This window comes from Sideroxyarcus emersonii (genome assembly GCF_021654335.1).
Taxonomy (GTDB): Bacteria; Pseudomonadota; Gammaproteobacteria; order Burkholderiales; family Gallionellaceae; genus Sideroxyarcus; species Sideroxyarcus emersonii.
In genome coordinates, this window is the sequence record NZ_AP023423.1 from 2078228 (window position 1) to 2102147 (window position 23920).

Genomic DNA, 23920 nt, shown 5'->3' on the forward strand with positions numbered 1-23920 from the left:
AGGAACCGATACACAATGACCGCACCGTTGCTCATCGCGAAGAACGATAAGACAGAACTATTGCTGTTGCCACAGATGGCGAATCGCCACGGCCTCATCACCGGCGCGACGGGAACCGGCAAGACCGTCACCCTGCAATCGCTGGCGGAGTCGTTCAGCACCATCGGCGTGCCGGTGTTCATGTCCGACATCAAGGGCGACCTTTCGGGTATCGCAAAAATCGGCGGAAGCAGCGCCAAAGTCGAGGCACGCATCAAGCAGCTGAAGCTGGCCGACTACTCGCACCGCGCTTATCCGGTGACGTTCTGGGACGTGTTCGGCAAGATGGGCCATCCGGTGCGCGCCACGGTGTCCGACATGGGACCGCTGCTGCTGGGACGCATGCTGAATCTGAACGACACGCAACAGGGCGTGCTGACGCTGGTGTTCAAAATCGCCGACGACAGCGGACTGCTGCTGCTCGACTTCAAGGACCTGCGCGCCATGGTGCAGCACGTCGGCGACAACGCCAAGGATTACACCACCGAATACGGCAATATCTCCACCGCCAGCATCGGTGCGATCCAGCGCGGATTGCTGGAACTGGAAAGCCAGGGCGCGGAACAGTTCTTCGGCGAACCGATGCTCAACATCGACGACCTGATGCAGACCGACAGCAAGGGCGCGGGCATGGTCAACATCCTCGCCGCCGACAAGCTGATGCAGGCGCCCAAGGTATATTCGACGCTGCTGCTGTGGCTGCTGTCCGAGCTGTTCGAGCACCTGCCGGAGGCGGGCGACCTCGACAAGCCCAAGCTGGTGTTCTTCTTCGACGAGGCGCACCTGCTGTTCAACGACGCGCCCGCTGCACTCATCGACAAGATCGAACAGGTGGTGCGCCTGATCCGTTCCAAGGGCGTGGGCGTTTACTTCGTCACGCAGAACCCGATGGACGTGCCGGACAAGATCCTAGGCCAGCTTGGCAACCGCGTGCAGCATGCCTTGCGCGCTTTCTCGCCGCGCGACCAGAAGGCCGTGCGCGCCGCCGCCGAGACCATGCGCGACAACCCAAAACTGGACGAAGCCGCCGTCATCACCGAACTCGGCGTGGGAGAAGCGCTGGTATCGCTGCTGGACGAGAAAGGCAGCCCGCAGATCGTGGAACGCGCTTTCATCGTGCCGCCGCAGGCGCAGATCGGTCCGATCAGCGACGCCGAACGTCAGGCCATCATCCAGTCCTCGCTGCTGGCAGGGCATTACGAACAAGTCATCGACCGCGAATCCGCCTATGAAAAACTCAAGGGGCGCACGGCGCAGAAACAGGGGGATACCCCCTCCTCCGCAACAGCAGGTGCGGGACTCGGCGGCATGCTGGGCAGCATCTTCGGTGGCGACACGGCCACCCGCCGCCAGAGCGTGGGAGAAGCGCTGGTCAAGAGCGTGGTACGCACCGTCGGCGCGGAACTCGGCAGGCAACTGGTGCGCGGCGTGATGGGATCGCTGATGGGTAGCGGCAACAGCCGGCGCAAGTAATGGCAGCGTCGGCCACTGCGATCGGCAAAGAACTGCGCGCCCTCGCCTCGCCCGAGACGGCGGCCATCCTGCAGCGCTTCTTCAAGACGGCGCCGGGGCAATATGGCGAGGGCGACGTGTTCCTCGGCATCAAGGTGCCGCCGATGCGTGCGCTGGCCAAACACCATACCGATACCGACCTCGCAACCATCTCCACTCTGCTGCATTCGCGCTACCACGAAGAACGCCTGTTCGCGCTGTTGCTGCTGATGCAGTTCTACCGACGCAGGCAGGATCAAGACCAGGTTGCCGCCTACGACCTCTACCTGGCGCACACGCACCGCATCAACAACTGGGACCTGGTCGACGTCAGCGCGCCGCACATCGTCGGCCGCCATCTGCAGGATCGCCCGCGCAAGGTGCTGTACCGGCTGGCAGGATCGGCCTCGCTGTGGGAGAAACGCATCGCCATCGTTGCCACCTTCCATTTCATCCGCCTGCACGATTTCACCGACACCTTGCGCATTGCAGAGATGCTGCTGCAGGACGAGCACGACCTGCTGCACAAGGCGACAGGCTGGATGTTGCGCGAAGTGGGCAAGCGCGACATGGCTGCCGAGGAAAGTTTCCTGAAACGGCATTACCGCGACATGCCCCGCACCATGTTGCGCTACGCCATCGAGCGCTTTCCGGAGCCGGCACGCAAAAACTACCTGCACGGAAAGGTGTAGAATCCCGCCGAGGCAGCAAATCAAGATACATCCGGCCGGAAACGCTGAAGCAACATAACAAGAACACGATGTGCTGCAAGCAGGAAGGATGGCGAGTCACAGCATGTTCCGCGCACTGCAAAATCTGAGCCTGAAAGCCAAGGTGACATCGTTCACCCTCGGCCTGTTCCTGCTCTCGATCGGCGTGATCACCTACAAGTTCTCGTCCCATATCCGCGAAGAACTGGTCGTCTCCTTATCCAGGCAGCAATTCTCCGAAGCTACCTTCATGGCAGAACATATCGACAGCGGCCTCAGGCTGCGCGTGGACTCGCTCGAACTGGTGGCCAGTTCCATCACGCCGGAACTCATGGGCGACCGCACACACCTCTACTCCTTTCTGGCCGGGCGCAAGGCCATCTACAAGCTGTGCACCCTGGGGGTAGTCGTCATTTCCGGGGACGGGCGCGGCATTGCCGATTTCCCCCAAGCCGACGGCAGGGCAGGCGCAGATTATTCCCGGACCGACTACTATCATCAGGTGATCGCTACCGGAATGCCGGCCATCTCCAAACCCAGCCTCGGACGCTTCGTGAAATATCCGCGCCTGGTCATCGCCGTACCGATCTTTGACCGGCACAAACGCATCGCCGGCGTCCTCGCCGGCGAGACCAGCCTGAGCGACAACAATCTGCTGAGCGGCTTCGAACTCAAGACGCATCCCAATGGCAGGGCTTACCTGATCGTCTCCCCGCGCGACAAACTGGTCGTTGCCGACACCGAACACATCCTCACTTTGCAGCCGCTGCCCGCCCCCGGCACCGACCAGATGCTGGACCGCTACCTGAAAGGATTCGAGGGTTCCGGCATCACGACCAACGCCCAGGGCATCGAGGAACTCACGTCCGCCAAATACATCCCCAGCGCTGACTGGTTCGTCATGAGCCACATGCCGACTTCCCTGGCGTTCGAGCGCATCACCCACATCCGCAACGAAGCGATCGAAGTGGCGACCATCGTCTCCCTGTGCGGCATCGCACTGCTGTGGCTGTTCCTGCGCCACGAACTCTCCCCGCTGTCCAGATCGGCGGAGCTGATCGAAAAGCTCGCCAGCGGCGTGCTTCCGCCGTTGCGCCGCATCCCGCTGGAAGGAAGCGCGGAGATCCGGAAGCTGCAAACCAGCTTCAACCATCTGCAGAAGCAGCTGCTGCACGATGAGGAGATCCTGCGCGAGGACAAGGCGCTGTATCGTTCGATGTTCACCAACAACACCGCGGTCAAGCTGCTGATCGACCCGTCGAACAACGCCATCGTGGATGCCAATCCCGCTGCGGCTGCCTATTACGGCTGGCCGGTGGAAGAATTGCTCAAGATGCGCATCACCGACATCTACACCATGACGCCGGAATTGCTGAAACAGGAACTGGAACTCGCCCTGCGCGAACACCGCCAGGTCTTCCATTTCCGGAATCGACTGGCGTCGGGCGAGATCCGCGAAGTCGAGGTGCACTCCGGGCACGTCAACTACCACGGCAAGGATCTGCTCTATTCCGTCGTCATCGATGTGACCGAGCGCGAACGCGCGCTGCACCGCGAACATATCCGCAGCGAAGTGCTGGAAATGCTGGCACGGGGCCGGGAGCTGAAGGACATCCTCGATGCCATCGTGCACCAGGTAGAAACGGAACAACCGCAGGTGTTGTGTTCCATCCTGCTGCTGGACAAGGATGGCCGGCACCTGCTGGTCGGTGCCGCCCCCAGCTTCCCCGACTTCTTCAACCAGGCGGTGCATGGATTCAAGATCGGCATCGGGCACGGTTCATGCGGCCACGCTGCCGCGACCGGCATGCGTACCATCGTTTCCGATATCCAGAGCCATCCCAACTGGGCGCCTTACAAGGACCTGGCGGCGCAGGCCGGCCTGGCGTCCTGCTGGTCCGAGCCGGTATTCTCGTCCAAAGGCAGCGTGCTGGGGACGCTTGCCCTGTATCAGCGGCAGATTGCCTCTCCCAGCAAGTCGCAGATCCGCCTCATCGAGGAGATGGCCAAGATCATCGGCATCGCCATCGAACGCAAACTGGACGAGGATGAGCTGCAACTCGCCTCGACCGTGTTCCAGGCCAGCCCCGAAGCCATCATCATCACCGATTCGAACAACAGGATCGTTGCGGTCAACCCCGCTTTCACCCGGATCACGCAATACGAGGCGCAGGAAGCCATCGGCCGCGACCCCAAGCTGCTAAGCTCGGGACAGCAAGGCAAGGATTTCTACCGGGCGATGTGGTCCACCATCCAGACACTGGGCAGTTGGCAGGGCGAGATCGTCAACCGCCGCAAGAACGGCGAGATCTATTCCGAATGGCTGACCATCAATACGGTACATGACGAAAACGGCGAGGTGCGCCAGCGCATCGCCATCTTCTCCGACATCACCGACAAGAAACGCAGCGAGGAGATCATCTGGCGCCAGGCCAACTACGACATCCTCACCGGCTTGCCCAACCGCCGCCTGTTCCATGACCGGCTGATGCAGGAGATAAAGCGCGAAGGGCGTGACCAGCATTCGCTCGCGCTGATGTTCATCGACCTCGACCACTTCAAGGAAGTGAACGATACGCTGGGACATGAAGCGGGCGACAATCTGCTGATGCAGGCATCCAAGCGCATTGCCGGATGCATCCGCGAATCAGACACGCTGGCACGGCTGGGCGGCGACGAGTTCACCATCATCCTGCCCGGACTGGCCGATCCGAAGCGGCTTGGCGCACTGGCCGACACCATCATCCAGGTCCTGTCCAAGCCCTTCATGCTCGGTGAAACCAGCACCTATGTATCGGCCAGCATCGGCATCACGCTCTACCCGCAGGATGCGACCGACCTGTCTTCGCTGCTGAAGAACGCGGACCAGGCGATGTATGTCGCCAAAGCCAGGGGGCGCAACCAGTACAGCTACTTCACCGCATCGATGCAGGAAGCCGCGCTGACCCGCATGAAACTCAGCAACGACCTGCGCCGCGCGCTCGACAGCGGACAGTTCGAACTCTACTATCAGCCCATCATCGAATTGGGCAGTGGCTTGCCCGCCAAGGCGGAAGCCCTGTTGCGCTGGCACCACCCCAAACTCGGCTTCGTCAGCCCCGCCGTCTTCATCCCCATGGCGGAAGAGATCGGGCTCATCAACGATATCGGCGACTGGGTATTCCGCCAAGCCGCACTAAAGGCCAAGCAATGGTGTTCCAGCGAGGACCGGCGCCTGTCGGCGATGCAGATCAGTGTCAACAAGTCGCCGCGCCAGTTCATCACCGGCGACAGCAACCTGAGCCTGCTCAACTGGCTGCGCGCCCTCGACATCCCGCCGAGCTGCATTGTGGTGGAGATCACCGAAGGCCTGCTGATGGACGACCGCGCCGAGGTGCAGGAGAAACTGCTGGCATTCCGCGATGCCGGCATCCAGGTCTCGCTCGACGATTTCGGTACCGGCTACTCCGCGATGTCCTACCTGCAGCGCTTCGACATCGATTACCTCAAGATTGACCAGTCGTTCGTGCGTGACATGGTGACGAATCCGGGCGATCAGGCCATCGCCGAAGCGATCATCGTCATGGCGCACAAGCTGGGCATGAAAGTCGTGGCCGAAGGGGTGGAGACTGCAGAGCAGCGCGACATGCTGCTCGCCGCAGGTTGCGACTACGGACAAGGCTACCTGTTCGCAAAACCGATGTCGGCGGAAGACTTCGACCGCTACCTGAACGATACCGTCACGGCCTAATCGACCACCCTGCCGCGCAGGCTCTTGATCGCCCCGCGCTTGACCTTGCTCTCGACACGCTGTCTTTGTGCACTGCGCGTAGGCCTGGTGGCGATGCGCTGCTTCGGCGGCACCGCCACCGACTGCAGCAATGCCTTCAAACGCCGCAGCGCTTCATTGCGGTTCTGTTCCTGATTGCGGAATTCCTGCGCCTTGATGATGACCACCCCATCCCTGGTGATGCGCTGGTCATTGAGCTGCAGCAGGCGCTCCTTGAATCCTTGCGGCAACGATGAGGCAGCGATATCGAAACGCAGATGCACCGCGCTCGACACCTTGTTCACGTTCTGGCCACCCGCCCCCTGCGCTCGCACCGCCGTCAGTTCAACCTCGCGTTCGGGGATGACGACGTTGTGGGCGATGTACAACATGGCTCAGGCCATCACCCGTATCTGCGCATCGCCCAGCATGACCACCTGCCCGGCACGGATCTTGGCAGTCTTGCGCAGCTCGATTTTTCCATCGACGGACACCACGCCCTCGGCCACCAGCATCTTGCCTGCCCCGCCGCTGGCACAGACCCCTGCCAGCTTGAGCAACTGGTTCAGCTCGATGAAATCGCCGCGCAGATGGAAATCGATTCGTTGCATCAGAGTTTGACCGCGTGCTCGCGCGTCGCATGGAAGACAACCTTGGGCCAGCGCTCCTGCGTCAGATTGAGGTTCACCTTGTTCGGCGCGAGATAAGCAAGGTTGCCCGCCGCGTCGATGGAAAGGTTGTGCGACAGCGCTTTCTGGAAGTCGGCGAATATCTTCGCGTCGTCGCAAGTCACCCAGCGCGCGGTGCTCACCGAACTGCCTTCGAACATCGCGTCAACGCCGTATTCGCCAGCCAGACGGCTGGCCACCACGTCGAACTGCAGCATGCCGACTGCACCGAGGATGAGGTCGCCACCGTCCAGCGGCTTGAACACCTGTACCGCGCCTTCTTCGCCCAATTGCTGCAAGCCCTTGTGCAACTGCTTCACCTTCATCGGGTTGCGGATGCGCACGGTCTGGAAGTGATCCGGCGCGAAATACGGAATGCCGGTGAATTGCAGCAGCTCGCCTTCGGAGAAGCTGTCGCCGATCTGCATGTTGCCGTGGTTGGGCAGGCCGATGATGTCGCCCGCGTAGGCTTCTTCCACCAGTTCGCGCGACGACGCCATGAACGTCACCACGCTCGACACGCGGATTTCCTTGCCGATGCGCAGGTGCTTCATCTTCATGCCGCGCTCGAAATGGCCGGAGCACACGCGCAGAAAGGCGATGCGGTCGCGGTGGTTGGCATCCATGTTGGCCTGGATCTTGAACACGAAGCCGGAGAACTTCGGTTCGTTCGGATCGACCTTGCGCACCGAGGCATCGCGCTCGCGCGGCGCGGGTGCCCATTCCAGCAGCGCGTTCAAAATCTCGCGCACGCCGAAGTTGTTGATGGCCGAGCCGAAGAACACCGGCGTCTGCTTGCCGGCCAGGAAGGCCTGCAGGTCGAAAGGATGCGATGCACCATGCACCAGTTCCACTTCCATCTTCAGTTGCTCGATCTCCAGCGGGAAGCGTTCGGCCAGGATGGGGTTGTCGATGCCCTTGATGATCTCCACCTCGCCGTCGGCGCGTTCCTCGCCCGGCGTGAACAGCAGGATCTCGTCGCGCAACAAGTGGTACACGCCGCGGAAGCTCTTGCCCATGCCCAGCGGCCAGGTCACCGGCGCACACTGGATCTTCAGCACCGACTCGACCTCGTCCAGCAACTCCAGCGGATCGCGCACCTCGCGGTCCATCTTGTTCATAAACGTGACAATGGGCGTATCGCGCATGCGGCACACGTCCAGCAGCTTGATGGTCTGCGCTTCCACGCCCTTGGCGGCGTCGATCACCATCAATGCCGAGTCCACCGCGGTGAGCACGCGGTAGGTGTCTTCGGAGAAATCCTGGTGACCGGGCGTGTCGAGCAGGTTCACCACATGGTTGCGGTACTCGAACTGCATCACCGAGCTGGCCACCGAGATGCCGCGCTGCTTCTCGATCTCGAGGAAGTCGGAAGTCGCATGGCGTCCGCTCTTGCGCGCTTTCACCGCACCGGCCAGCTGGATCGCGCCGGAGAACAGCAGCAGTTTTTCGGTGAGCGTGGTTTTGCCGGCGTCGGGGTGGGAAATGATGCCGAACGTGCGGCGGCGCGCCACTTCGCGCGCGATCTTGTCGCTGGGCACGGCGGCAGGTTCATTCGATGTCGGTTCGATGTCAGCGGACATGGTGCTTGCCTGTCAAAAAAGTGCGCAAGTCTAATGGCTTAGCGAGGGATTGTCTAACTGCCGCCGGTGCCGGCGCGGGGGATGCTTGACAAGCAATGGCGCACAAGCGTAATTTACCAAACGGTTAATTATAAAACTGGAACGAGAATGCCCGCCGACAGGCTCAGCACCACCTTTGCCGCCCTCGCCGACCCGACGCGCCGCGCCATCCTCGCGCGGCTGGCGCTGGGCGAAACCTCCGTCGCCGAACTGGCCGCCCCCTTCTCGATCAGCCCGCCTGCCATCACCAAGCACCTCAAGGTATTGCAACGTGCGGGACTCATCACCCAGGGCCGCCAGGCACAGTGGCGCCCCTGCAAACTGGAGGCCGCGCCGTTGCAGGAAGCTGCCGGTTTCATCGAGCAGTACCGCCAGTTCTGGGAACAAAGGTTCGATCGCCTCGACAACTACCTTCAGAAGTTGCAAGCCGCCGACAAATCCCAAAAGGAGAAGAATGGACGCACCAGCACAAAGCGCAAATAGCATTGCCGGCCGCGAGATCGTCATCAAGCGCGTCTTCGACGCACCGCGCGAACTGGTATGGGCAGCATGGACCGACTCCGGACACATCATGCAATGGTGGGGACCGGCGGGCTTCAACAACGAAACGTGCGAAAGCGATCTGCGGGTAGGCGGACGTTTCCATCTGGAGATGCGCGCGCCGGACGGCAAGGTGTATCCGTGCATCGGCACGTTCCGCGAAATCGTCGAGTCCGAACGCATCGTGTATGAAGGCGAAGCCGCGGAGGGTCATCCCTGCGGGGCAGGCATCCCGCCACGTGCCACGGTGACGGTCAGTTTTGCGGAGCAGGCCGGCAAGACGCTGCTGACCCTGCACACCCGCTTTGCCAGTGAGGAACGCAAGCAGGCTGCCTCTGCCGCCCGTTTTGTCGTCAGCTGGGAAGACGCGCTGGGCCGCCTGGCAGATACCTTGCACACATAGCAATCCCGTCTTCAAACCGCCAGATCATAAGGAGAAATACATGAGCAAAGTCAGAGTGGAGAGTTTCTCGATTTCGCTGGATGGCTACGGCGCGGGGCCGGACCAGGACATCAATAATCCGCTGGGCGTCGGCGGGCGCGAGTTGCATCAGTGGTTTTTCCCGACCCGGACCTTCCAGAAAAACGTGCTCGGTGCCGAGGGCGGCACAACCGGGGTCGACGACGATATCGCCGCGCGCGGCTTTCACAATGTGGGCGCCTGGATACTTGGGCGCAACATGTTCGGTCCGATACGCGGCCCGTGGCCCGACATGGACTGGAAAGGCTGGTGGGGTAACAACCCGCCCTACCACGTGCCGGTGTTCGTACTGACACATCACGCACGCCCTGACATCACGATGGAAGGCGGCACCACCTTTCACTTCGTCACCGGCGGCATCCGCGAGGCGCTGGACCGGGCGCGCGCGGCCGCTGCGGGAAAGGATGTGCGCATCGGCGGCGGCGCGAACACCATCCGCCAATACCTCGAAGCTGGCCTGATCGACGAGATGCACATTGCCATTGGACCGGCACTGCTGGGCAGGGGGGAACCCCTGTTTGCCGGGCTGGACATGCGCGCGCTGGGTTACGAATGCGTCCAGTTTATGCCCACCGAGAAAGCCACCCACGTCGTACTGCGGCACACCCGCAAACCAGCAGTCAAATAGAACCGGAGGGATCATGGCAACCAACACCATCAAGCTTCACCGGGTACTCAAGACCACACCCGAAAAGATCTACCGCGCGTTTCTCGATGCCGATGCGCTGGCCAAGTGGCTGCCCCCGTATGGCTTCACCTGCAAGGTCCATCACCTTGAGGCGAAGGTCGGCGGCGGCTACAAGATGTCGTTCGCGAATTTCTCCACCGGCAACGGCCATTCCTTTGGTGGCAAGTATCTCGAACTCGTGCCGAACGAGCGCATCCGCCACACCGACGAATTCGACGATCCCAACCTGCCGGGAGAAATGACGACGACCATCACGTTCAAGCCGGTGTCGTGCGGCACCGAGTTGAACATCGTGCAGGAGGGCGTACCCGGGATGATCCCGCCGGAAGCCTGCCACCTCGGCTGGCAGGAATCGCTCATGCAGCTTGCACAACTGGTCGAGCCGGACATTCCGGATTGATGCAACAACACCACTCGGGAGGTAACGCCATGCAGAACATCGCGCCCCATCTGTGGTTCGCCGCAACAGCGCGCACGCGTGACGCAGGCATTCCTCAAGATGAAGAAATTCGATGTCGCTGCGCTCATGCGGGCGTATGAGCGAAAGTGATTCCCCGGACAAGGAGAGAGCCATGAGAAGACTCATTGCATCCACATTCGTTTCGCTTGACGGCATCATGCAAGCACCCGGCGGACCGGAGGAAGACCCGACTGGCGGTTTCACCTTTGGGGGGTGGATGTTCCGCTACGCGGATGAAAGCATGGACCTCTCAGCCGCCGGCTTCGACGGCAAGGATCGAGAACTGGTGCTCGGCCGCAGGACCTATGAGATATTCGAAGCGTACTGGCCATATCAGCCCGAGGACGATCCGATCGCGAAAACGCTCAATGCGGCGAAAAAATACGTTGCCTCGCGCACGTTGACGGCGCTCCAGTGGAACAACTCGACCCTGCTCCGGGGGGATGTGGTCCAAGCAATAATAGCCCTCAAATCCCAACCGGGCCCCGACCTGCAAATCATCGGCAGCGGCAATCTGATCCATACCCTACAGGCCGCTTCACTGATAGACGAATACAACGTGTGGACCTTCCCCGTGGTACTGGGACGGGGCAAGCGCCTTTTTGACGGGACTGCCAAGCCCTCCGCGCTCAAGCTGATTCGCTCGCAAGTTTCGACTACGGGTGTGGTGATGAGCACGTATATACCAGAAGGCGATATCCGGCCAGGTTCGTTCGTGAATGGCGAGCCGAGCGAAAAGGAATTGGCACGACGCAAAAGCATGAAAAAAGGGACGTGGTGAGCAAAGCAGGGAATCGTCAGCCAAAAGGAGCGCATCATGAAACACAATCCCGTCAACTGGTTCGAGATCTATGTGCAGGAAATGCCGCGTGCGAAACGCTTCTACGAGACCGTGCTCCAGCTCAAGCTGGAAAAGATCGAGAATCCCGAAACTGAAATGTGGAGCTTCCCGATGGATACGGACCGTTTCGGAGCCGGAGGCTCCCTGGTGAAAATGGAAGGCATGCCCTCGGGCGGCAACAGCACGATCATCTATTTCATCTGCGAGAATTGTGCAGTGGAGGCATCGCGTATTGCCAAGGCAGGTGGCCGCATCTTCAAGGACAAGATGTCCATCGGACCATATGGCTTCATTGCACTGGCGTATGACACCGAAGGCAACATGGTCGGGCTGCACTCGATGCAATAACAACAATCTCAGTAACAGACAGAGGCCAGTTACCCACTCCTGGCCGACCGATCGGAGGGAGGACATGGAAGACTATCAGGCAGTGCTGGACTACTGGTTCGGCGACGGCAGCGATGCCGCGCGCCGCCAGCGCGAACTCTGGTTCGCCGGCAGTGCGCACGTCGACGCGGAAGTGCACGAGCGCTTCCTGCCGCAGGTGGAACGCGCCGAACGCGGGGAATTCGACCACTGGCGGAATACACCCGATTCCTGCCTGGCGTTGATCGTTTTGCTCGACCAGTTCCCGCTGATGATCTTCCGTGGCGAGGCGCGCGGCTACCGGGATGGCGACCTCGCACTGCCAGTGGCGCGCCATCTGGTCGAACATGGCTTCGATAAAGGCTATACGCCCAGTCAACGATTATTCGCCTATCTGCCGTTCGAACACAGCGAAGATCTTGCCGATCAGGAACAGGCGCTGGAACTGTTCGGCAACATCCGCGACCTGCCGGGGATGGCCATGGCCTACGAATACGCCGTCAAGCACTGGGAAGTCGTCAAGCGCTTCGGCCGCTTCCCTCATCGCAACAAGGCATTCGGCCGCACATCGACACCTCAGGAGATCGAGTTCCTGAAACAACCCGGGGCTCGATTCGGAGGCTGACAAGCTGCTTATCCAGGATACTCGCCAGGGCGGGATTTTGGCCATAGCGGAAGTTCAGGATGGGGGTGAGCTGCTTCCGCTATCGGTCAGTTGGAGACATACGCATTTGTCCGTACTATTATGCATATGCGGATAGACAAAACAGTGGGGGTTCTAATGTATCAATTGGTTATGAAAATATGTGCGCCTCACTATTCTTAATAGTAAGGACCGGCGAATCAGTCTATTAACTGTGGGGGTCTCATGCCTAACGCTTCGCCCATTCGGGTAATCATTGAACTTGCCGAGAGCGGCCCGGTCTTTCAGCGGCTGACAGAGGCCACACAAAAGACCGTCGGGAATTACACTGCCCATAGACATCAGCCGCATTTTCAAGGTGGTGAAATTCATGGCCACTGCGACCTTCCGGGCGGTCGCCAAGTCTCGTGGACTGCAACAGGCCATCGGCTTCATCCCAACAAATTTCCTGCCGACAACAAAATCCCCAATGATGCAAAAGCTGCCGTAGCCACGGTACTTGGTGTCAGCACAGACCTTCTTGAGTGCTATTCGGCGTTCAGTGAATTCGAAAACCAGGAGGTCTTTGTCGTGCGAAAGTCATCTCGCACTAAGTCGTTTAAGCAGTTCCTACGGGAGGGCAAGTGACCTCCAACCCGGCAGCAGAAAGCCGCGCAGGCCGGTTACTTCTACGTTAGGTCTAACAGGACACCTCACCCGTGGCGATTAGCGACAACACAGTCAAGCTCTTGTGGGGCCGCGCGGCAGGCACCTGCTCCAATCCAACTTGCCGCACCGACCTCACGGTCCTCTTGGAGGATGGCCGCGGCTTTAATGTTGGCGAGATGGCACATGTCATAGCCAGCAGCCCAACTGGTCCACGCGGTGTTGGCACTGATGGAAGCGATGAGTATGAGAATTTGGTCTTGCTCTGCCCGACTTGCCACCGCACCGTAGACAAGGCACCTGCGGGGACTTACTCAGTCGCCATGCTCCACCAGTGGAAGCAAGATCACGAAAGTAGCGTCCGCTCTAACGGGACAGCGCTAAAGTTTCAGAGCGTGGCGGAGCTGAAGACCTATGTCGCTCGTCTACTCTACGAGAACAAGACCTTGTGGTCTAACCTTGGGCCGAAGTCCCTAGTCGCTCAGGCCGATCCAGGTTCTAACATGCACGAGGTCTGGGCGCTGCGGAAGCTAGACACAATCGTTCCGAACAACACCAAGATCATTAACGCAGTCGAAGCTAATATCACGTTATTGAACTCAACTGAAACTGCATCGTTCTTCCAGTTCAAGATTCACGCGCAAGCCTTTGAGAAGCATCAATACACACGACTGGATTCCTACCCAATGTTTCCCGTAGATTTCGAGAAAGCAATGCTGTCATGAGCCAGAATGGAAGCAATAGTTGGGACGTAAGCTTTGCCCAGATTTCTTGGCTTGAGAGGCTTTTGCGTACTCACGGAAACTGTGGAACGCTAACTCGGCACGACGATCTTGTCTTCGAACTTGACCGAAAACAGCAGAAGGATCACCTCTCGGTTGTCTGTTTGAATGAGTACACGATGGGCCTTACTGCCGTGCAACGCGTGATTCATGAATTCGGAAAACCTTCAATCATTTATATTGGAGGCGGATGGTGCGGCTATACAGAACAGGCAAAACAGTTCTGTCTTTCGGAAGGTATTGGTCTTTATGTCACCAATGAAATGTCAGGAGCGCTGTGGGCCACTGAGTATTGGGCTTATCACCAGCGTGACAAGGATGGCAATCCAATCTATCACCTCAGCAGAGAACAGGCTTGAGGCCGTATACGGTTTCGGGTCAGCCTTTCGCGGTGAGCCGTTCCGCGACATAGACATCCTTGCTGTAGTTAAGGTCGAACCGACAGTAGCGCTTGCGGCATTCTACGATCTACGGACTGCGCTTGAAAACGCAACAAGAATCTATGGAGCCCCCGTTCACCTGACTATGCTTACAGAAGTCGAGTTCGCCTCAAGACCACTCAGATGCATGAATGCGCTTACGCCGCTGTGGAGGAGTCAGACCTAGCCCCTCCATCAAGGGGATGCCCCTTACATTGAACGTTGGTGTCTGCTTTGGTCGCCAAAGCTGCCAGAACAATAGATGATGTGCTGTCCGCAATGGCCGAGAAACAGAAATCTCTCAAAGCGTTTTCAATCGAAGAAAAACAAATCCCGGGCCGAGCTGAGTGCTGCCAATTCGCATGCGCGAAAATGCTGTAGAGTTCGTCATACCACTCCCAGCCATTCTGGCAAATATAGGCGGATATGAAACAAACAATAGAACCGTGTCGTTGCCATTGGGTCGATCTGGGCAAGCCCGATTACGTCGAATATCACGACAAGGAATGGGGCGTGCCGGTGCACGACGACCGGCTCCTGTTCGAGTTCCTGACACTGGAAGCGGCCCAGGCGGGGCTAAGCTGGTACACCGTACTGCGCAAACGGGAGAACTATCGCGCCGTGTTCGACGGCTTCGATCCGCACAAGGTCGCAAGGTACGACGAGCGTAAGGTCGAAAGCCTTTTGGGAGACGCCGGGATCATCCGCAACCGCGCCAAGATCCTGGCTGCGATCAACAACGCACAGCGTTTCCTGGAGGTGCAGCAGGAATTCGGCAGCTTCGATGCCTACATCTGGCAGTTCGTCGGTGGCAAACCCATCGTGAACAGGATACTCACGCCAGCAGACTACCGGGCGACCAGTCCGGAATCCGATGCCCTGAGCAAGGACCTCCTCCGGCGCGGCTTCAAATTCGTGGGCTCCACCATTTGCTACGCGCACATGCAGGCTACGGGCATGGTGAACGACCACGCAATGGATTGTTTCCGCAGGGCGGAGATCATCGCCCTCTCCTAGCCATCCCAGGCAGCTTGTCCTAAAGCCCCTGAGATTAATGCCGATATCCGAGACTATAGGCGGCCGACCATCGTCGATGACCAACCTGCTGGCACTCAATGCGGCGATTGAAGCCGCGCGCGCCGGCGAACAGGGGCGGGAGTTCGCGGCGGTGGCGGACGAAGTCAGGAAACTGTCGGAACAGGCGGCACAGGACCTGAACGATACCACGACGAGATTCGTGGTCTGATACCCGCCCCGCCGGTCCGGCGCGGCGGAACGGCCGCTTCACTGTTCGATCACGCCATCCACATAGAACCAGCGCCCGTCCTCGCGCACGAAGTTGCTCGTTTCATGCAGCCGGTGCGCACGGCCGCCGACCTTGTAGCGCGCAACGAACTCGACGATGGCATGGTCGGCATCCTGCTGTTCGCAATGTTTTATTTCCAGGCCTAGCCACTTGGCCGGCACCTCCTCTGCCAGACCCAGCGATGCGGGACGCGTGGAGGGATGCCAGGTAGCCAACAGGTAGTCTTCGCGCAACAGGGTATAGGCGGTGTAGCGCGAACGCATCAGCGCCTCTGCGCTTGGCGCGGCCGCACCCTGTTCAATGCACGGAGCACAGCAGTCGGCATAGGCCCTGCCTTTGCCGCACGGACAGGCCGGGATCAGTTTTGCCACAGCGGCGCCTCTTCCATCAACGCGATCTGTTCGCGCAATTCGAGGATCCGATCCTGCCAGTAACGCTGGGTGTTGAACCACGGAAACGCCTGCTTGAATGCGGCATCTTCCCAGCGTCTGGCCAGCCATGCCGAGTAATGGATGAGGCGCAGGGTACGCAGTCCCTCGATCAGGTGCAGCTCGCGCGCATCGAATTCGCAGAAATCCTCATAGCCGGCAAGGATGTCCCCCATCTGCCGCACGCGATCCTCGCGCTCGCCGGAAAGCAGCATCCACAGGTCCTGCACTGCCGGCCCCATGCGGCTGTCGTCGAAATCGACGAAATGCGGCCCTTCCTTCGTCCACAGCACATTGCCGGCATGGCAGTCGCCGTGCAAGCGCAGCTGTTTCACCATTCCCGCACGGTCGAAACAGTGGTGCACGCCATCCAGCGCCTGTTGCGCCACGCTGCGATAAGCTGCATCGATGTCTGCGGGAATGAATCCGTTCGCCAGCAGATAGTCGCGCGGCTCCTCGCCGAAAGTGTCGAGGTTCAACGCCGGACGATGCTGGTAATCCCTGAGCGCACCGACGGAATGAATGCGGCCAAGGAAGCGGCCCAGCCATTCCAGCGTGTCGCGATCTTCCAGTTCGGGAGCACGGCCGCCGTGCCTGGCGAAGACCGAAAAACGGAAGCCATCGAAATGGTGCAAGGTCCTGCCATCGACCGCCAGGGCAGGCACGACCGGTATCTCCTGCTCGACCAGTTCTTGCACAAAGGCGTGCTCTTCCAGGATGGCCTGATCGGTCCAGCGCGCTGGACGATAGAACTTGGCGATCAGCGGAACATCGTCTTCGATACCGATCTGGTACACGCGGTTCTCGTAGCTGTTGAGCGCAAGCATGCGTCCGTCGCAACGCAGGCCGATGCTCTCCAGCGCGTTGAGGACGCAGTCGGGGGTAAGGGCGGCGAATGAAAAATTGTCGGTGGTGGTATCCATGTCGGCACTATAACGTCATTCCGGCGCAGGCCGGAATCCTGCCATCAATAAAGCCTGCGAGGCAGGACAAGACCAACTGCAATTGATAACTGCGCCGGCGTGACGGATCCTATTTCTTGTGCCGCTGCACTTCGGCCAGCCCCAAGGCATCCCAGCCTTCGTGGCCGAGCTTGCGCATGGTCTCGATGTTCTTCTCGAAGATCATCTCGGCCGCCGGGAAGGCAGCGACAGCTTCGTCAATGCTGACTTCGCGGATCAGGTGCAGCGTCGGGTACGGCGAGCGGTTGGTGTAATTGCTGATGTCGTCCGGTTCGGTATCGGCGAACTGGTATTGCGGGTGCATGCTGGCCACTTGCAGCTCGCCCGCCAGGTCGACTTCTTCCAGCGCCGCATCCACCACTTCGAGGAAATCGTTGTAATCGAGGAAATCAGTCAGCACGTGCGGATGGATCAGCAGCGTGGTATCGATCTTTTCGCGGGCAGTTTCAGCCAGCAACTCCAGCTCCTTCAACACGTCGCTCAGCAACTCTTCCGGCGTTTGCGCAGCGCTCACCACGAAGCGTATCTGGTTCCTGACATGCACGCCCTTGGCGAACGGGCACAGGTTGAGGCCGATCACGGCGCGCTCAAGCCACAGCTGGGTGGCAGCGATGGCTTCTTCGTTGCTGACAACGGCGCTCATCGGCCGCGCCCGCCGGAGCGATGCTGTGCGGAGGACGGCGCGCCGCCACGACCGGCAGAGAATCCGCCCGCCGGTTTGCCGCCGCCCGTGCGCGGTGTGCCACCGGTGCGGGGCTGTCCGCCAGCGCTGCGCGGCGCGGATTGTCCGCGACCTTGCCCGCGTCCACCCTGACCGCGATTCTGGCCGTTGATGATCGGCTCGGCCTTGATGGTCGGATCGACATCGAAGCCCGGCACGTTCACCACCGGGATCTCTCGCTTGATCAAGCGCTCGATGTCATGCAGCAATTTCTTCTCGTCGATGCATACCAGCGAGCTCGCCTCGCCGTTACTGCCGGCACGGCCGGTACGTCCGATGCGGTGCACGTAGTCTTCCGGCACGTTGGGCAATTCGAAGTTGACCACATGCGGCAGTTCGCTGATGTCGATGCCGCGCGCGGCGATGTCGGTGGCCACCAGCACCTGCAGCTTGGCGGTCTTGAACTCGGCCAGTGCCCGCGTACGCGCGGCCTGGCTCTTGTTGCCATGGATCGCCATCGCCGGGATGCCGCTCTTGTCGAGCTGCTCGGCCAGCCGGTTTGCACCGTGCTTGGTACGGGTGAACACCAGCACCTGGAACCAGTTGTGCTCCTTGATGAGATGCGTCAACAGTTCGCGCTTGCGTTCACGGTCGACCGGATACACGCGCTGTTCGATCAATTCGTTCGCCGCATTGCGTCGCGCCACTTCAATCAGCGCCGGGTTGTTCAGCAGGCCATCGGCCAGCAGCTTGATCTCGTCGGAGAAGGTGGCGGAGAACAGCAGGTTCTGGCGTTGCTTCGGCAACACTGCCAGCACGCGCTTGATGTCGCGGATGAAGCCCATGTCCAGCATGCGGTCGGCCTCGTCCAGCACCAGGATCTCGACATGCGACAGGTCCACGGTTTTTTGCTGCAGGTGGTCGAGCAGGCGCCCGGGTGTCGCCACCAGGATGTCGACACGGCCATGCAGCTGCTTGATCTGCGGATTGATGTTGACGCCGCCGAACATCATCATGGATTTGAGCGGCAGATATTTGCCGTATTCGCGCACACTCTCTTCCACCTGTGCGGCGAGCTCGCGTGTCGGCGTAAGTACCAACGCGCGGATGTGCGCCTTGCCGGCAACCGGCTTGGACATGAGGCGTTGCAGCAACGGCAGTGTGAATCCGGCGGTCTTGCCGGTACCGGTCTGCGCGCCGCCCATCAGGTCGCCGCCTTGCAAAATGACGGGGATGGCCTGTGCCTGGATGGGCGTGGGCTCGGTATAGCCGCGCTCGGAAACGGCGCGGACGATTTCTTCGGACAGGCCGAGGGATGCAAATGACATATATTTTTCTTTCTTGGTACAAACGGCCTGTCGCCCTGAATGAGCGCCAGTCTGAGGCAGAATGAGGTGAGTGCTGCGAACCGGAATCGGCGGCAATAACTAGACTGAAACGATATTGCGGCGCGCATTGTAACAGACATCCAGCGCGCATGTTCTTTACATCATGCGTTACCGCAATCCCAGCAACTCGCTTTCTATTTCGGCAAACAGCGGACGAGCCTGGCTGTTTGCCATGGCGCATCGGGACTGCAGATCGACGAGTGCTGGAAGTTTTCCGTGCGGATCGGCTTCCGCACTGCATCGCTCAAGCAATTCTTCCAGCAGGCAGGAGAATGCGCGCACCTCGATGCGCTGCAATGCTTCGGCTCGCTGCCGGTCTTCCGGCGCGATGAACGATGCCGCCCCGAAATCGCCCAGCAAGGTCTCGCCTTCCCGGGTGCAAAGTATGTTGTGCGCATACAGGTCGCCATGCATGATGTCCTGCGCATGCAGGTGTCTCGCCGCCAAGGCGATACCGAGGGCGATGCGAATGGCCGTGTTCACGCTGAATGCGGCGTCATCGGCATAGATGTCGCGCGTGCAGGAATCGAGGCTGGGCGGGCCGGCAAGATTCCCGAAGCCATCGGTCACCAGCGACATCACCAGCCCGTCATTGGCCGCCGGGTGATCGACGATCCTGCCGTGCACCGCAATCAGATTCGGGTGCTCGCCGGCACGGATGCAAGCCGCCATTTCGCTGTGCGGCAGTCCATCGCTGGTGACGGCTCCCTTGAACAGTTTCACCGCCACATCGCGCCGGCTTGCGTTGCGCTGCCAGACCGCGCGGTGAATCACGCCGGATGCGCCCTCCCCCAGCTTGCGCTGCAGCTGCAACTCGCCCCAGCCGATACCGGCGACATTCATGTGCAGCAACGCCGCAGTCTCATGGTTTTCGCAGAACGGATTGCCCGCATAGGCCAGCCAGGAAAGCCGCGGCAGTTCGAACAGCCAAGCCGGCAGCTCAGTCAATCGATTGGCGGCGATGCGTAGCAGCTCCAGCCTGGTGCAGGCTGCCAGCGTGGCAGGCAAAGAGTGCAGTCGGTTGCCCGCCAGCATGAGTTTCTGCAGCTGCGTGCATCGTCCCAGTTCGGACGGCAGTTCGGCGATCTGGTTGTCGGTGAGGATCAGCCAGCGCAGCGCCGGTGGCAGTGCAACGGTAGGCACGCTGCGAATCTGGTTGGCCTTGAAACCCACCATGCCGAGTTGCGGACACTGCCCCAGCACTGCGGGCAGTTCGGTGAACCGGTTATTGGAGCAGAACAGGATGCGCAGTTTGCGCAAGCGGGGCAGATCGTCGGGCAACGATGACAGCGCATTGCCCGACAGGTCGAGGATTTCCAGCGTATCGGCGAGATCGAAAATCTCGCGCGGAAATTCCTGCAAGCCGCACGACAGGGTGAGCCGCGCGCTTCCCGCCAGTTTCCCGGCGCGCAACTGTTCCAGCACGTTCAACCGCAGGACTGCTTAGACGTTGAAGAGGAAGTTCATCACATCGCCGTCCTGCACGACGTAGTCCTTGCCTTCCACGCGCATCTTGCCCTTTTCCTTGGCACCGGCTTCGCCGCCGCAGGCGATGAAGTCGGCGTAGGAGATGGTCTGCGCGCGGATGAAGCCCTTCTCGAAATCGGTGTGGATCACGCCAGCGGCTTGCGGCGCGGTATCGCCCTTGTGGATGGTCCAGGCACGCACTTCCTTCACGCCGGCGGTGAAGTAGGTCTGCAGGCCGAGCAGGTCGTAGCCGGTGCGGATCAGGCGGTTCAGACCGGGCTCATCCAGACTGAGGTCGGCGAGGAATTCCTTCTTGTCGGCATCGTCGAGATCGGCCAGCTCGGCTTCGATCTTGGCGCACAGCGCCACCACCGGTGCACCCTCTTTCGCCGCGTGTTCGCGCAACTTGTCCAGATGCGGATTGTTCTCGAAACCGTCCTCCAGCACGTTGCCGACATACATCGCCGGTTTGATGGTGAGCAGGCACAGCGGCTTGATGAGCTGCTTCTCGTCGTCGCTCAGCCCGAACGTGCGCGCAGGCTTGCCCTCGTTCAGGTGCGGTAGCAGTTTCTCCAGCACCGCCACCAGTTTCTGCGCATCCTTGTCGCCGGACTTGGCTTTTTTGCCGTCGCGCTGGATGGTGCGCTCCACCACGGCCAGGTCGGCCAGCGCCAGTTCGGTGAGGATGACTTCGATGTCGGAGATGGGATCGACCTTGCCTGCCACATGCACCACGTTGGGGTCGTCGAAACAACGCACCACGTTGACGATGGCATCGGTCTCGCGGATGTTGGCGAGGAACTGGTTGCCCAGGCCTTCGCCCTTGGAGGCGCCGGCAACCAGACCGGCGATGTCGACGAACTCGACGATGGCCGGCTGCATGCGCTGCGGCTTGACGATCTTCGCCAGCTCGTCCATGCGCGGATCGGGCACTTCGACGATGCCGACGTTAGGCTCGATGGTGCAGAAGGGATAGTTTTCCGCAGCGATGCCCGCTTTGGTCAGCGCATTGAACAGCGTGGATTTGCCCACGTTGGGGAGACCGACGATACCGCATTTGAGACTCATGGTTGTTTCCTTGGTTAGTTGCTGTGCAGCTTCAGCATCGCTGCTTCCATTTTTCCCTCGATGATGGATGCTGCGACATCCTGCGCGCGCTGCAACGCTGCATCGATCAAGACCTGTTCTTCCTTGCGCGGCGCATTCAGCACGAAGTTGACGACCTCGGCGCGATCGCCGGGATGGCCGATGCCGACGCGCAAGCGCCAGAAATCCCTGGTGCCGAGCTGCGCGATGATGTCCTTCAGCCCGTTGTGCCCGCCATGGCCACCGCCCAGCTTGAGCTTGGCACTGCCCGGCGGCAGGTCGAGTTCGTCATGCACCACCAGGATCTGGTCCGGCAATATCTTGTAGAACAGCGCCAACGCCGCCACTGCACGACCGCTCACGTTCATGAAGGTCTGCGGCTTGATCAGGTGCACCTCGTGTCCGTGCAACGTGGCGCGCGCAACCAGGCCGTGGAACTTGTTGTCGGCCTTGAAGTTCGCGTTGTGCTGACGAGCCAGTTCGTCCACCCACCAGAACCCGGCGTTGTGGCGCGTGGCTTCGTATTCACGACCGGGATTGCCCAGTCCGACGATCAGTTTGATCGGTTCGCTCATAATGAAAAAACCCGCCATGCAACATTAAATCGCATGGCGGGTTGTTCCTGATGCAGTTTACTTCTTGGCAGCAGGTGCGGCGGCAGCGGCAGGCGCTGCTGCTGCAGAGGCAGCTTCGGCGGCAGCGGCTTCGGCTGCGGCTTCAACGTGGCCGCGCGGCACTGTGACCGTCGCCACGGCATCGCTGGCGTGGTGGTGGCCGGCGACTTCGACGCCCTTGGGCAGCTTGATGTCGGACACGTGGATGGAGTGCCCCAGCTCCAGGCCGGACAGGTCCACTTCCAGGGAAGCGGGCAGGTTCGCCGGCAAGCAGGCGATTTCCAGTTCGTTCAGCACGTGGCTGATGATACCGCCACCGACCTTCACGCCAGGAGCGACTTCGGCATTGATGAAGTGCAACGGCACCTTCATGTGGATCTTCTTCTTCGCATCGACGCGCTGGAAATCGATGTGCTGCACTTGCTGGCGGAACGGGTGCATCTGGAAGTCGCGCAGCAGCACGGATTCCTTCTTGCCGTCCAGGTCCAGCGACAGGATGGACGCGTGGAACGCTTCGTTGCGCAGTGCGTAATACAGTGTGTTGTGATCGAGTTCGATCATGGTTGCCTCGCCGGTACCGTAAACGATGCCGGGAACGCGGTTCGCCTTGCGCAGACGGCGGCTCGCACCCGTTCCTTGCGCCTTGCGTGTTGTTGCGCTGATTTCGATTGCCATTTTACTTCTCCACTTCTAGTGAAGCACTCCGCGACCAGAGGCTTCGGGTTGCGCGATAGCCGACATGGCCACCGCAAAAAATCAATCCATGAACAGCGAACTGACCGACTCTTCCGCATTGATGCGGCGCATGGTCTCGGCCATCAGTTCGGCCACGCTCAGCTGGCGGATGCGCTTGCAGTTGCGCGCTTCTTCGCGCAGCGGGATGGTGTCGGTGACCACCAGTTCGTCGATTGCCGATTTTTCCAGGCGCTCGATCGCCGGTCCGGAGAGCACCGGGTGCGTACAGTAGGCGATCACCCGCTCGGCGCCTTTCTCTTTCAGCGCATTGGCCGCCTCGCACAGGGTATTGGCGGTATCCACCATGTCGTCCATGATGATGCAGGTGCGGCCCGCAACATCGCCGATGATGTTCATCACCTTGGCCACATTCGGCTTGGGACGGCGCTTGTCGATGATCGCCAGATCCGATTCCAGGCGCTTGGCCAGCGCGCGTGCACGCACCACGCCGCCCACGTCAGGCGAGACGACCACCAGATTGTCGTAGTTCTGCTTCCACACGTCCGACAGCAGGATGGGGGCGGCATAGATGTTGTCCACCGGGATGTCGAAGAAGCCCTGAATCTGGTCGGAGTGCAGGTCCATGGTCAGCAGGCGGTCGACGCCGACGCCGACCAGCATGTCCGCCACCACCTTGGCGGTGATCGCCACGCGAGCGGAGCGCGGACGGCGGTCCTGGCGGGCATAACCGAAATACGGCAATGCTGCGGTGATACGGGCTGCGGAGGCGCGCTTCAGCGCATCCACCATCACCATCACCTCCATCAGGCTGTCGTTGGTCGGCGCACTGGTGGATTGCAGCACGAACACGTCCTTGCCGCGCACATGCTCCAGGATCTCGACCATCACTTCGCCGTCGGAGAATCGCCCGACGTTGGCGCGGCCGAGATGGATGTGCAGGTGCTTCGCTACGTCTTGCGCGAGCTTGGGATTGGCATTACCGGTGAAGACCATCATGTCGCCGGACATGAGTACCTCGCAGATTTAGGATGGGCACAAACGCCCATCGCGACTTGATTGAAGAATCTGGCTGGGGAGGTAGGGATCGAACCTACGAATGTCGGAATCAAAATCCGATGCCTTACCACTTGGCGACTCCCCAATTAACTTACTGGAAGCCGTTTAGAACT

26 protein-coding genes, 1 tRNA gene and 1 pseudogene are annotated in these 23920 nt (G+C 60.4%); 15 read left to right on the forward strand and 13 right to left on the reverse strand.

Annotated features, from left to right (window positions below; all coding sequences use genetic code 11):
* The first annotated feature begins 15 nt into the window (after positions 1–15).
* From L6418_RS10040 to L6418_RS10050, 3 genes are all read left to right on the forward strand, one after another.
* Complete coding sequence (locus L6418_RS10040; protein WP_237246785.1) at positions 16–1512, forward strand: helicase HerA-like C-terminal domain-containing protein; 1497 nt, start codon at positions 16–18, stop codon at positions 1510–1512.
* Positions 1512–2222, forward strand: a complete 711-nt coding sequence (locus L6418_RS10045) for a DNA alkylation repair protein (RefSeq protein WP_237246786.1) — start codon at positions 1512–1514, stop codon at positions 2220–2222. Before L6418_RS10040 ends, L6418_RS10045 begins: the two co-directional genes overlap by 1 nt.
* An 88-nt stretch (positions 2223–2310) precedes the next feature.
* Positions 2311–5970, forward strand: coding sequence for an EAL domain-containing protein (locus L6418_RS10050; RefSeq protein ID WP_237246787.1), 3660 nt, complete (start codon positions 2311–2313; stop codon positions 5968–5970).
* Here L6418_RS10050 and arfB read toward each other — a convergent pair.
* From arfB to L6418_RS10065, 3 genes are read right to left on the reverse strand one after another with little or no spacing between them, the layout of a single operon-like run.
* Positions 5967–6380, reverse strand: coding sequence for an alternative ribosome rescue aminoacyl-tRNA hydrolase ArfB (gene arfB / locus L6418_RS10055; RefSeq protein WP_237246788.1), 414 nt, complete (start codon positions 6378–6380; stop codon positions 5967–5969). The genes L6418_RS10050 and arfB overlap by 4 nt on opposite strands.
* 3 nt (positions 6381–6383) lie before the next feature.
* Positions 6384–6599: an RNA-binding S4 domain-containing protein gene (locus L6418_RS10060; protein ID WP_237246789.1), complete on the reverse strand. Its 216-nt coding sequence runs from the start codon at positions 6597–6599 to the stop codon at positions 6384–6386.
* Complete coding sequence (locus L6418_RS10065) at positions 6599–8239, reverse strand: peptide chain release factor 3 (RefSeq protein ID WP_237246790.1); 1641 nt, start codon at positions 8237–8239, stop codon at positions 6599–6601. Before L6418_RS10065 ends, L6418_RS10060 begins: the two co-directional genes overlap by 1 nt.
* 147 nt (positions 8240–8386) lie before the next feature.
* On the opposite strand from L6418_RS10065, the gene L6418_RS10070 reads away from it, so the two are divergent.
* The 12 genes and pseudogenes from L6418_RS10070 to L6418_RS10125 form a co-directional block, all read left to right on the forward strand.
* Entirely contained in the window at positions 8387–8761 is a 375-nt protein-coding gene (locus L6418_RS10070) for a helix-turn-helix transcriptional regulator (RefSeq protein ID WP_237246791.1), read from the forward strand.
* A complete protein-coding gene (locus L6418_RS10075; RefSeq protein WP_237246792.1) occupies positions 8733–9221 on the forward strand; it encodes an SRPBCC domain-containing protein in 489 nt (162 codons plus the stop codon). The genes L6418_RS10070 and L6418_RS10075 overlap by 29 nt, the downstream gene beginning before the upstream one ends.
* A gap of 40 nt (positions 9222–9261) precedes the next feature.
* A complete protein-coding gene (locus L6418_RS10080) occupies positions 9262–9927 on the forward strand; it encodes a dihydrofolate reductase family protein (RefSeq protein WP_237246793.1) in 666 nt (221 codons plus the stop codon).
* Between the two features lie 13 nt (positions 9928–9940).
* Positions 9941–10387: an SRPBCC family protein gene (locus L6418_RS10085; RefSeq protein WP_237246794.1), complete on the forward strand. Its 447-nt coding sequence runs from the start codon at positions 9941–9943 to the stop codon at positions 10385–10387.
* 172 nt (positions 10388–10559) lie between these two features.
* A complete protein-coding gene (locus L6418_RS10090; protein ID WP_237246795.1) occupies positions 10560–11228 on the forward strand; it encodes a dihydrofolate reductase family protein in 669 nt (222 codons plus the stop codon).
* 36 nt (positions 11229–11264) lie between these two features.
* Positions 11265–11636, forward strand: a complete 372-nt coding sequence (locus L6418_RS10095; protein WP_237246796.1) for a VOC family protein — start codon at positions 11265–11267, stop codon at positions 11634–11636.
* 64 nt (positions 11637–11700) lie between these two features.
* Positions 11701–12279 carry a DUF924 family protein gene (locus tag L6418_RS10100; RefSeq protein ID WP_237246797.1) on the forward strand — a complete coding sequence of 193 codons (579 nt, stop codon included), beginning with the start codon at positions 11701–11703 and terminating at the stop codon, positions 12277–12279.
* A gap of 243 nt (positions 12280–12522) precedes the next feature.
* A complete protein-coding gene (locus L6418_RS10105; RefSeq protein ID WP_237246798.1) occupies positions 12523–12924 on the forward strand; it encodes a hypothetical protein in 402 nt (133 codons plus the stop codon).
* A 71-nt stretch (positions 12925–12995) separates the two neighbouring features.
* Positions 12996–13667 carry an HNH endonuclease signature motif containing protein gene (locus tag L6418_RS10110; protein WP_237246799.1) on the forward strand — a complete coding sequence of 224 codons (672 nt, stop codon included), beginning with the start codon at positions 12996–12998 and terminating at the stop codon, positions 13665–13667.
* Positions 13664–14083, forward strand: a complete 420-nt coding sequence (locus L6418_RS10115) for a hypothetical protein (protein WP_237246800.1) — start codon at positions 13664–13666, stop codon at positions 14081–14083. The genes L6418_RS10110 and L6418_RS10115 overlap by 4 nt, the downstream gene beginning before the upstream one ends.
* Positions 14084–14569: 486 nt before the next feature.
* Positions 14570–15160, forward strand: a complete 591-nt coding sequence (locus L6418_RS10120; RefSeq protein ID WP_237246801.1) for a DNA-3-methyladenine glycosylase I — start codon at positions 14570–14572, stop codon at positions 15158–15160.
* A 70-nt stretch (positions 15161–15230) separates the two neighbouring features.
* Positions 15231–15365, forward strand: a pseudogene (locus L6418_RS10125) (methyl-accepting chemotaxis protein); the annotation flags it as partial.
* Between the two features lie 62 nt (positions 15366–15427).
* Here the strand turns inward: L6418_RS10125 and L6418_RS10130 are convergent.
* The 10 genes from L6418_RS10130 to L6418_RS10175 all read right to left on the reverse strand — a co-directional run bounded on the left by L6418_RS10130 (position 15428) and on the right by L6418_RS10175 (position 23892).
* On the reverse strand, positions 15428–15820 hold the full coding sequence (locus L6418_RS10130) for a YchJ family protein (RefSeq protein WP_237246802.1): 393 nt from the start codon (positions 15818–15820) through the stop codon (positions 15428–15430).
* Complete coding sequence (locus L6418_RS10135; RefSeq protein ID WP_237246803.1) at positions 15808–16800, reverse strand: serine/threonine protein kinase; 993 nt, start codon at positions 16798–16800, stop codon at positions 15808–15810. The genes L6418_RS10130 and L6418_RS10135 overlap by 13 nt, the downstream gene beginning before the upstream one ends.
* A 109-nt stretch (positions 16801–16909) precedes the next feature.
* Positions 16910–17482, reverse strand: a complete 573-nt coding sequence (locus L6418_RS10140; RefSeq protein WP_237246804.1) for a DUF1415 domain-containing protein — start codon at positions 17480–17482, stop codon at positions 16910–16912.
* Positions 17479–18828, reverse strand: coding sequence for a DEAD/DEAH box helicase (locus L6418_RS10145; protein WP_237246805.1), 1350 nt, complete (start codon positions 18826–18828; stop codon positions 17479–17481). The genes L6418_RS10140 and L6418_RS10145 overlap by 4 nt, the downstream gene beginning before the upstream one ends.
* A 168-nt stretch (positions 18829–18996) precedes the next feature.
* Positions 18997–20313, reverse strand: a complete 1317-nt coding sequence (locus L6418_RS10150) for a leucine-rich repeat-containing protein kinase family protein (RefSeq protein ID WP_237248729.1) — start codon at positions 20311–20313, stop codon at positions 18997–18999.
* A gap of 18 nt (positions 20314–20331) precedes the next feature.
* On the reverse strand, positions 20332–21423 hold the full coding sequence (gene ychF, locus L6418_RS10155) for a redox-regulated ATPase YchF (RefSeq protein WP_237246806.1): 1092 nt from the start codon (positions 21421–21423) through the stop codon (positions 20332–20334).
* A 14-nt stretch (positions 21424–21437) separates the two neighbouring features.
* A complete protein-coding gene (gene pth / locus L6418_RS10160; protein ID WP_237246807.1) occupies positions 21438–22016 on the reverse strand; it encodes an aminoacyl-tRNA hydrolase in 579 nt (192 codons plus the stop codon).
* Positions 22017–22073: 57 nt separating this feature from the next.
* Positions 22074–22730 carry a 50S ribosomal protein L25/general stress protein Ctc gene (locus L6418_RS10165; RefSeq protein ID WP_237246808.1) on the reverse strand — a complete coding sequence of 219 codons (657 nt, stop codon included), beginning with the start codon at positions 22728–22730 and terminating at the stop codon, positions 22074–22076.
* Positions 22731–22811: 81 nt separating this feature from the next.
* Positions 22812–23759: a ribose-phosphate pyrophosphokinase gene (locus tag L6418_RS10170; RefSeq protein ID WP_237246809.1), complete on the reverse strand. Its 948-nt coding sequence runs from the start codon at positions 23757–23759 to the stop codon at positions 22812–22814.
* A gap of 58 nt (positions 23760–23817) precedes the next feature.
* Positions 23818–23892: transfer RNA gene (locus L6418_RS10175), tRNA-Gln, on the reverse strand.
* Between the last annotated feature and the right edge of the window lie 28 nt (positions 23893–23920).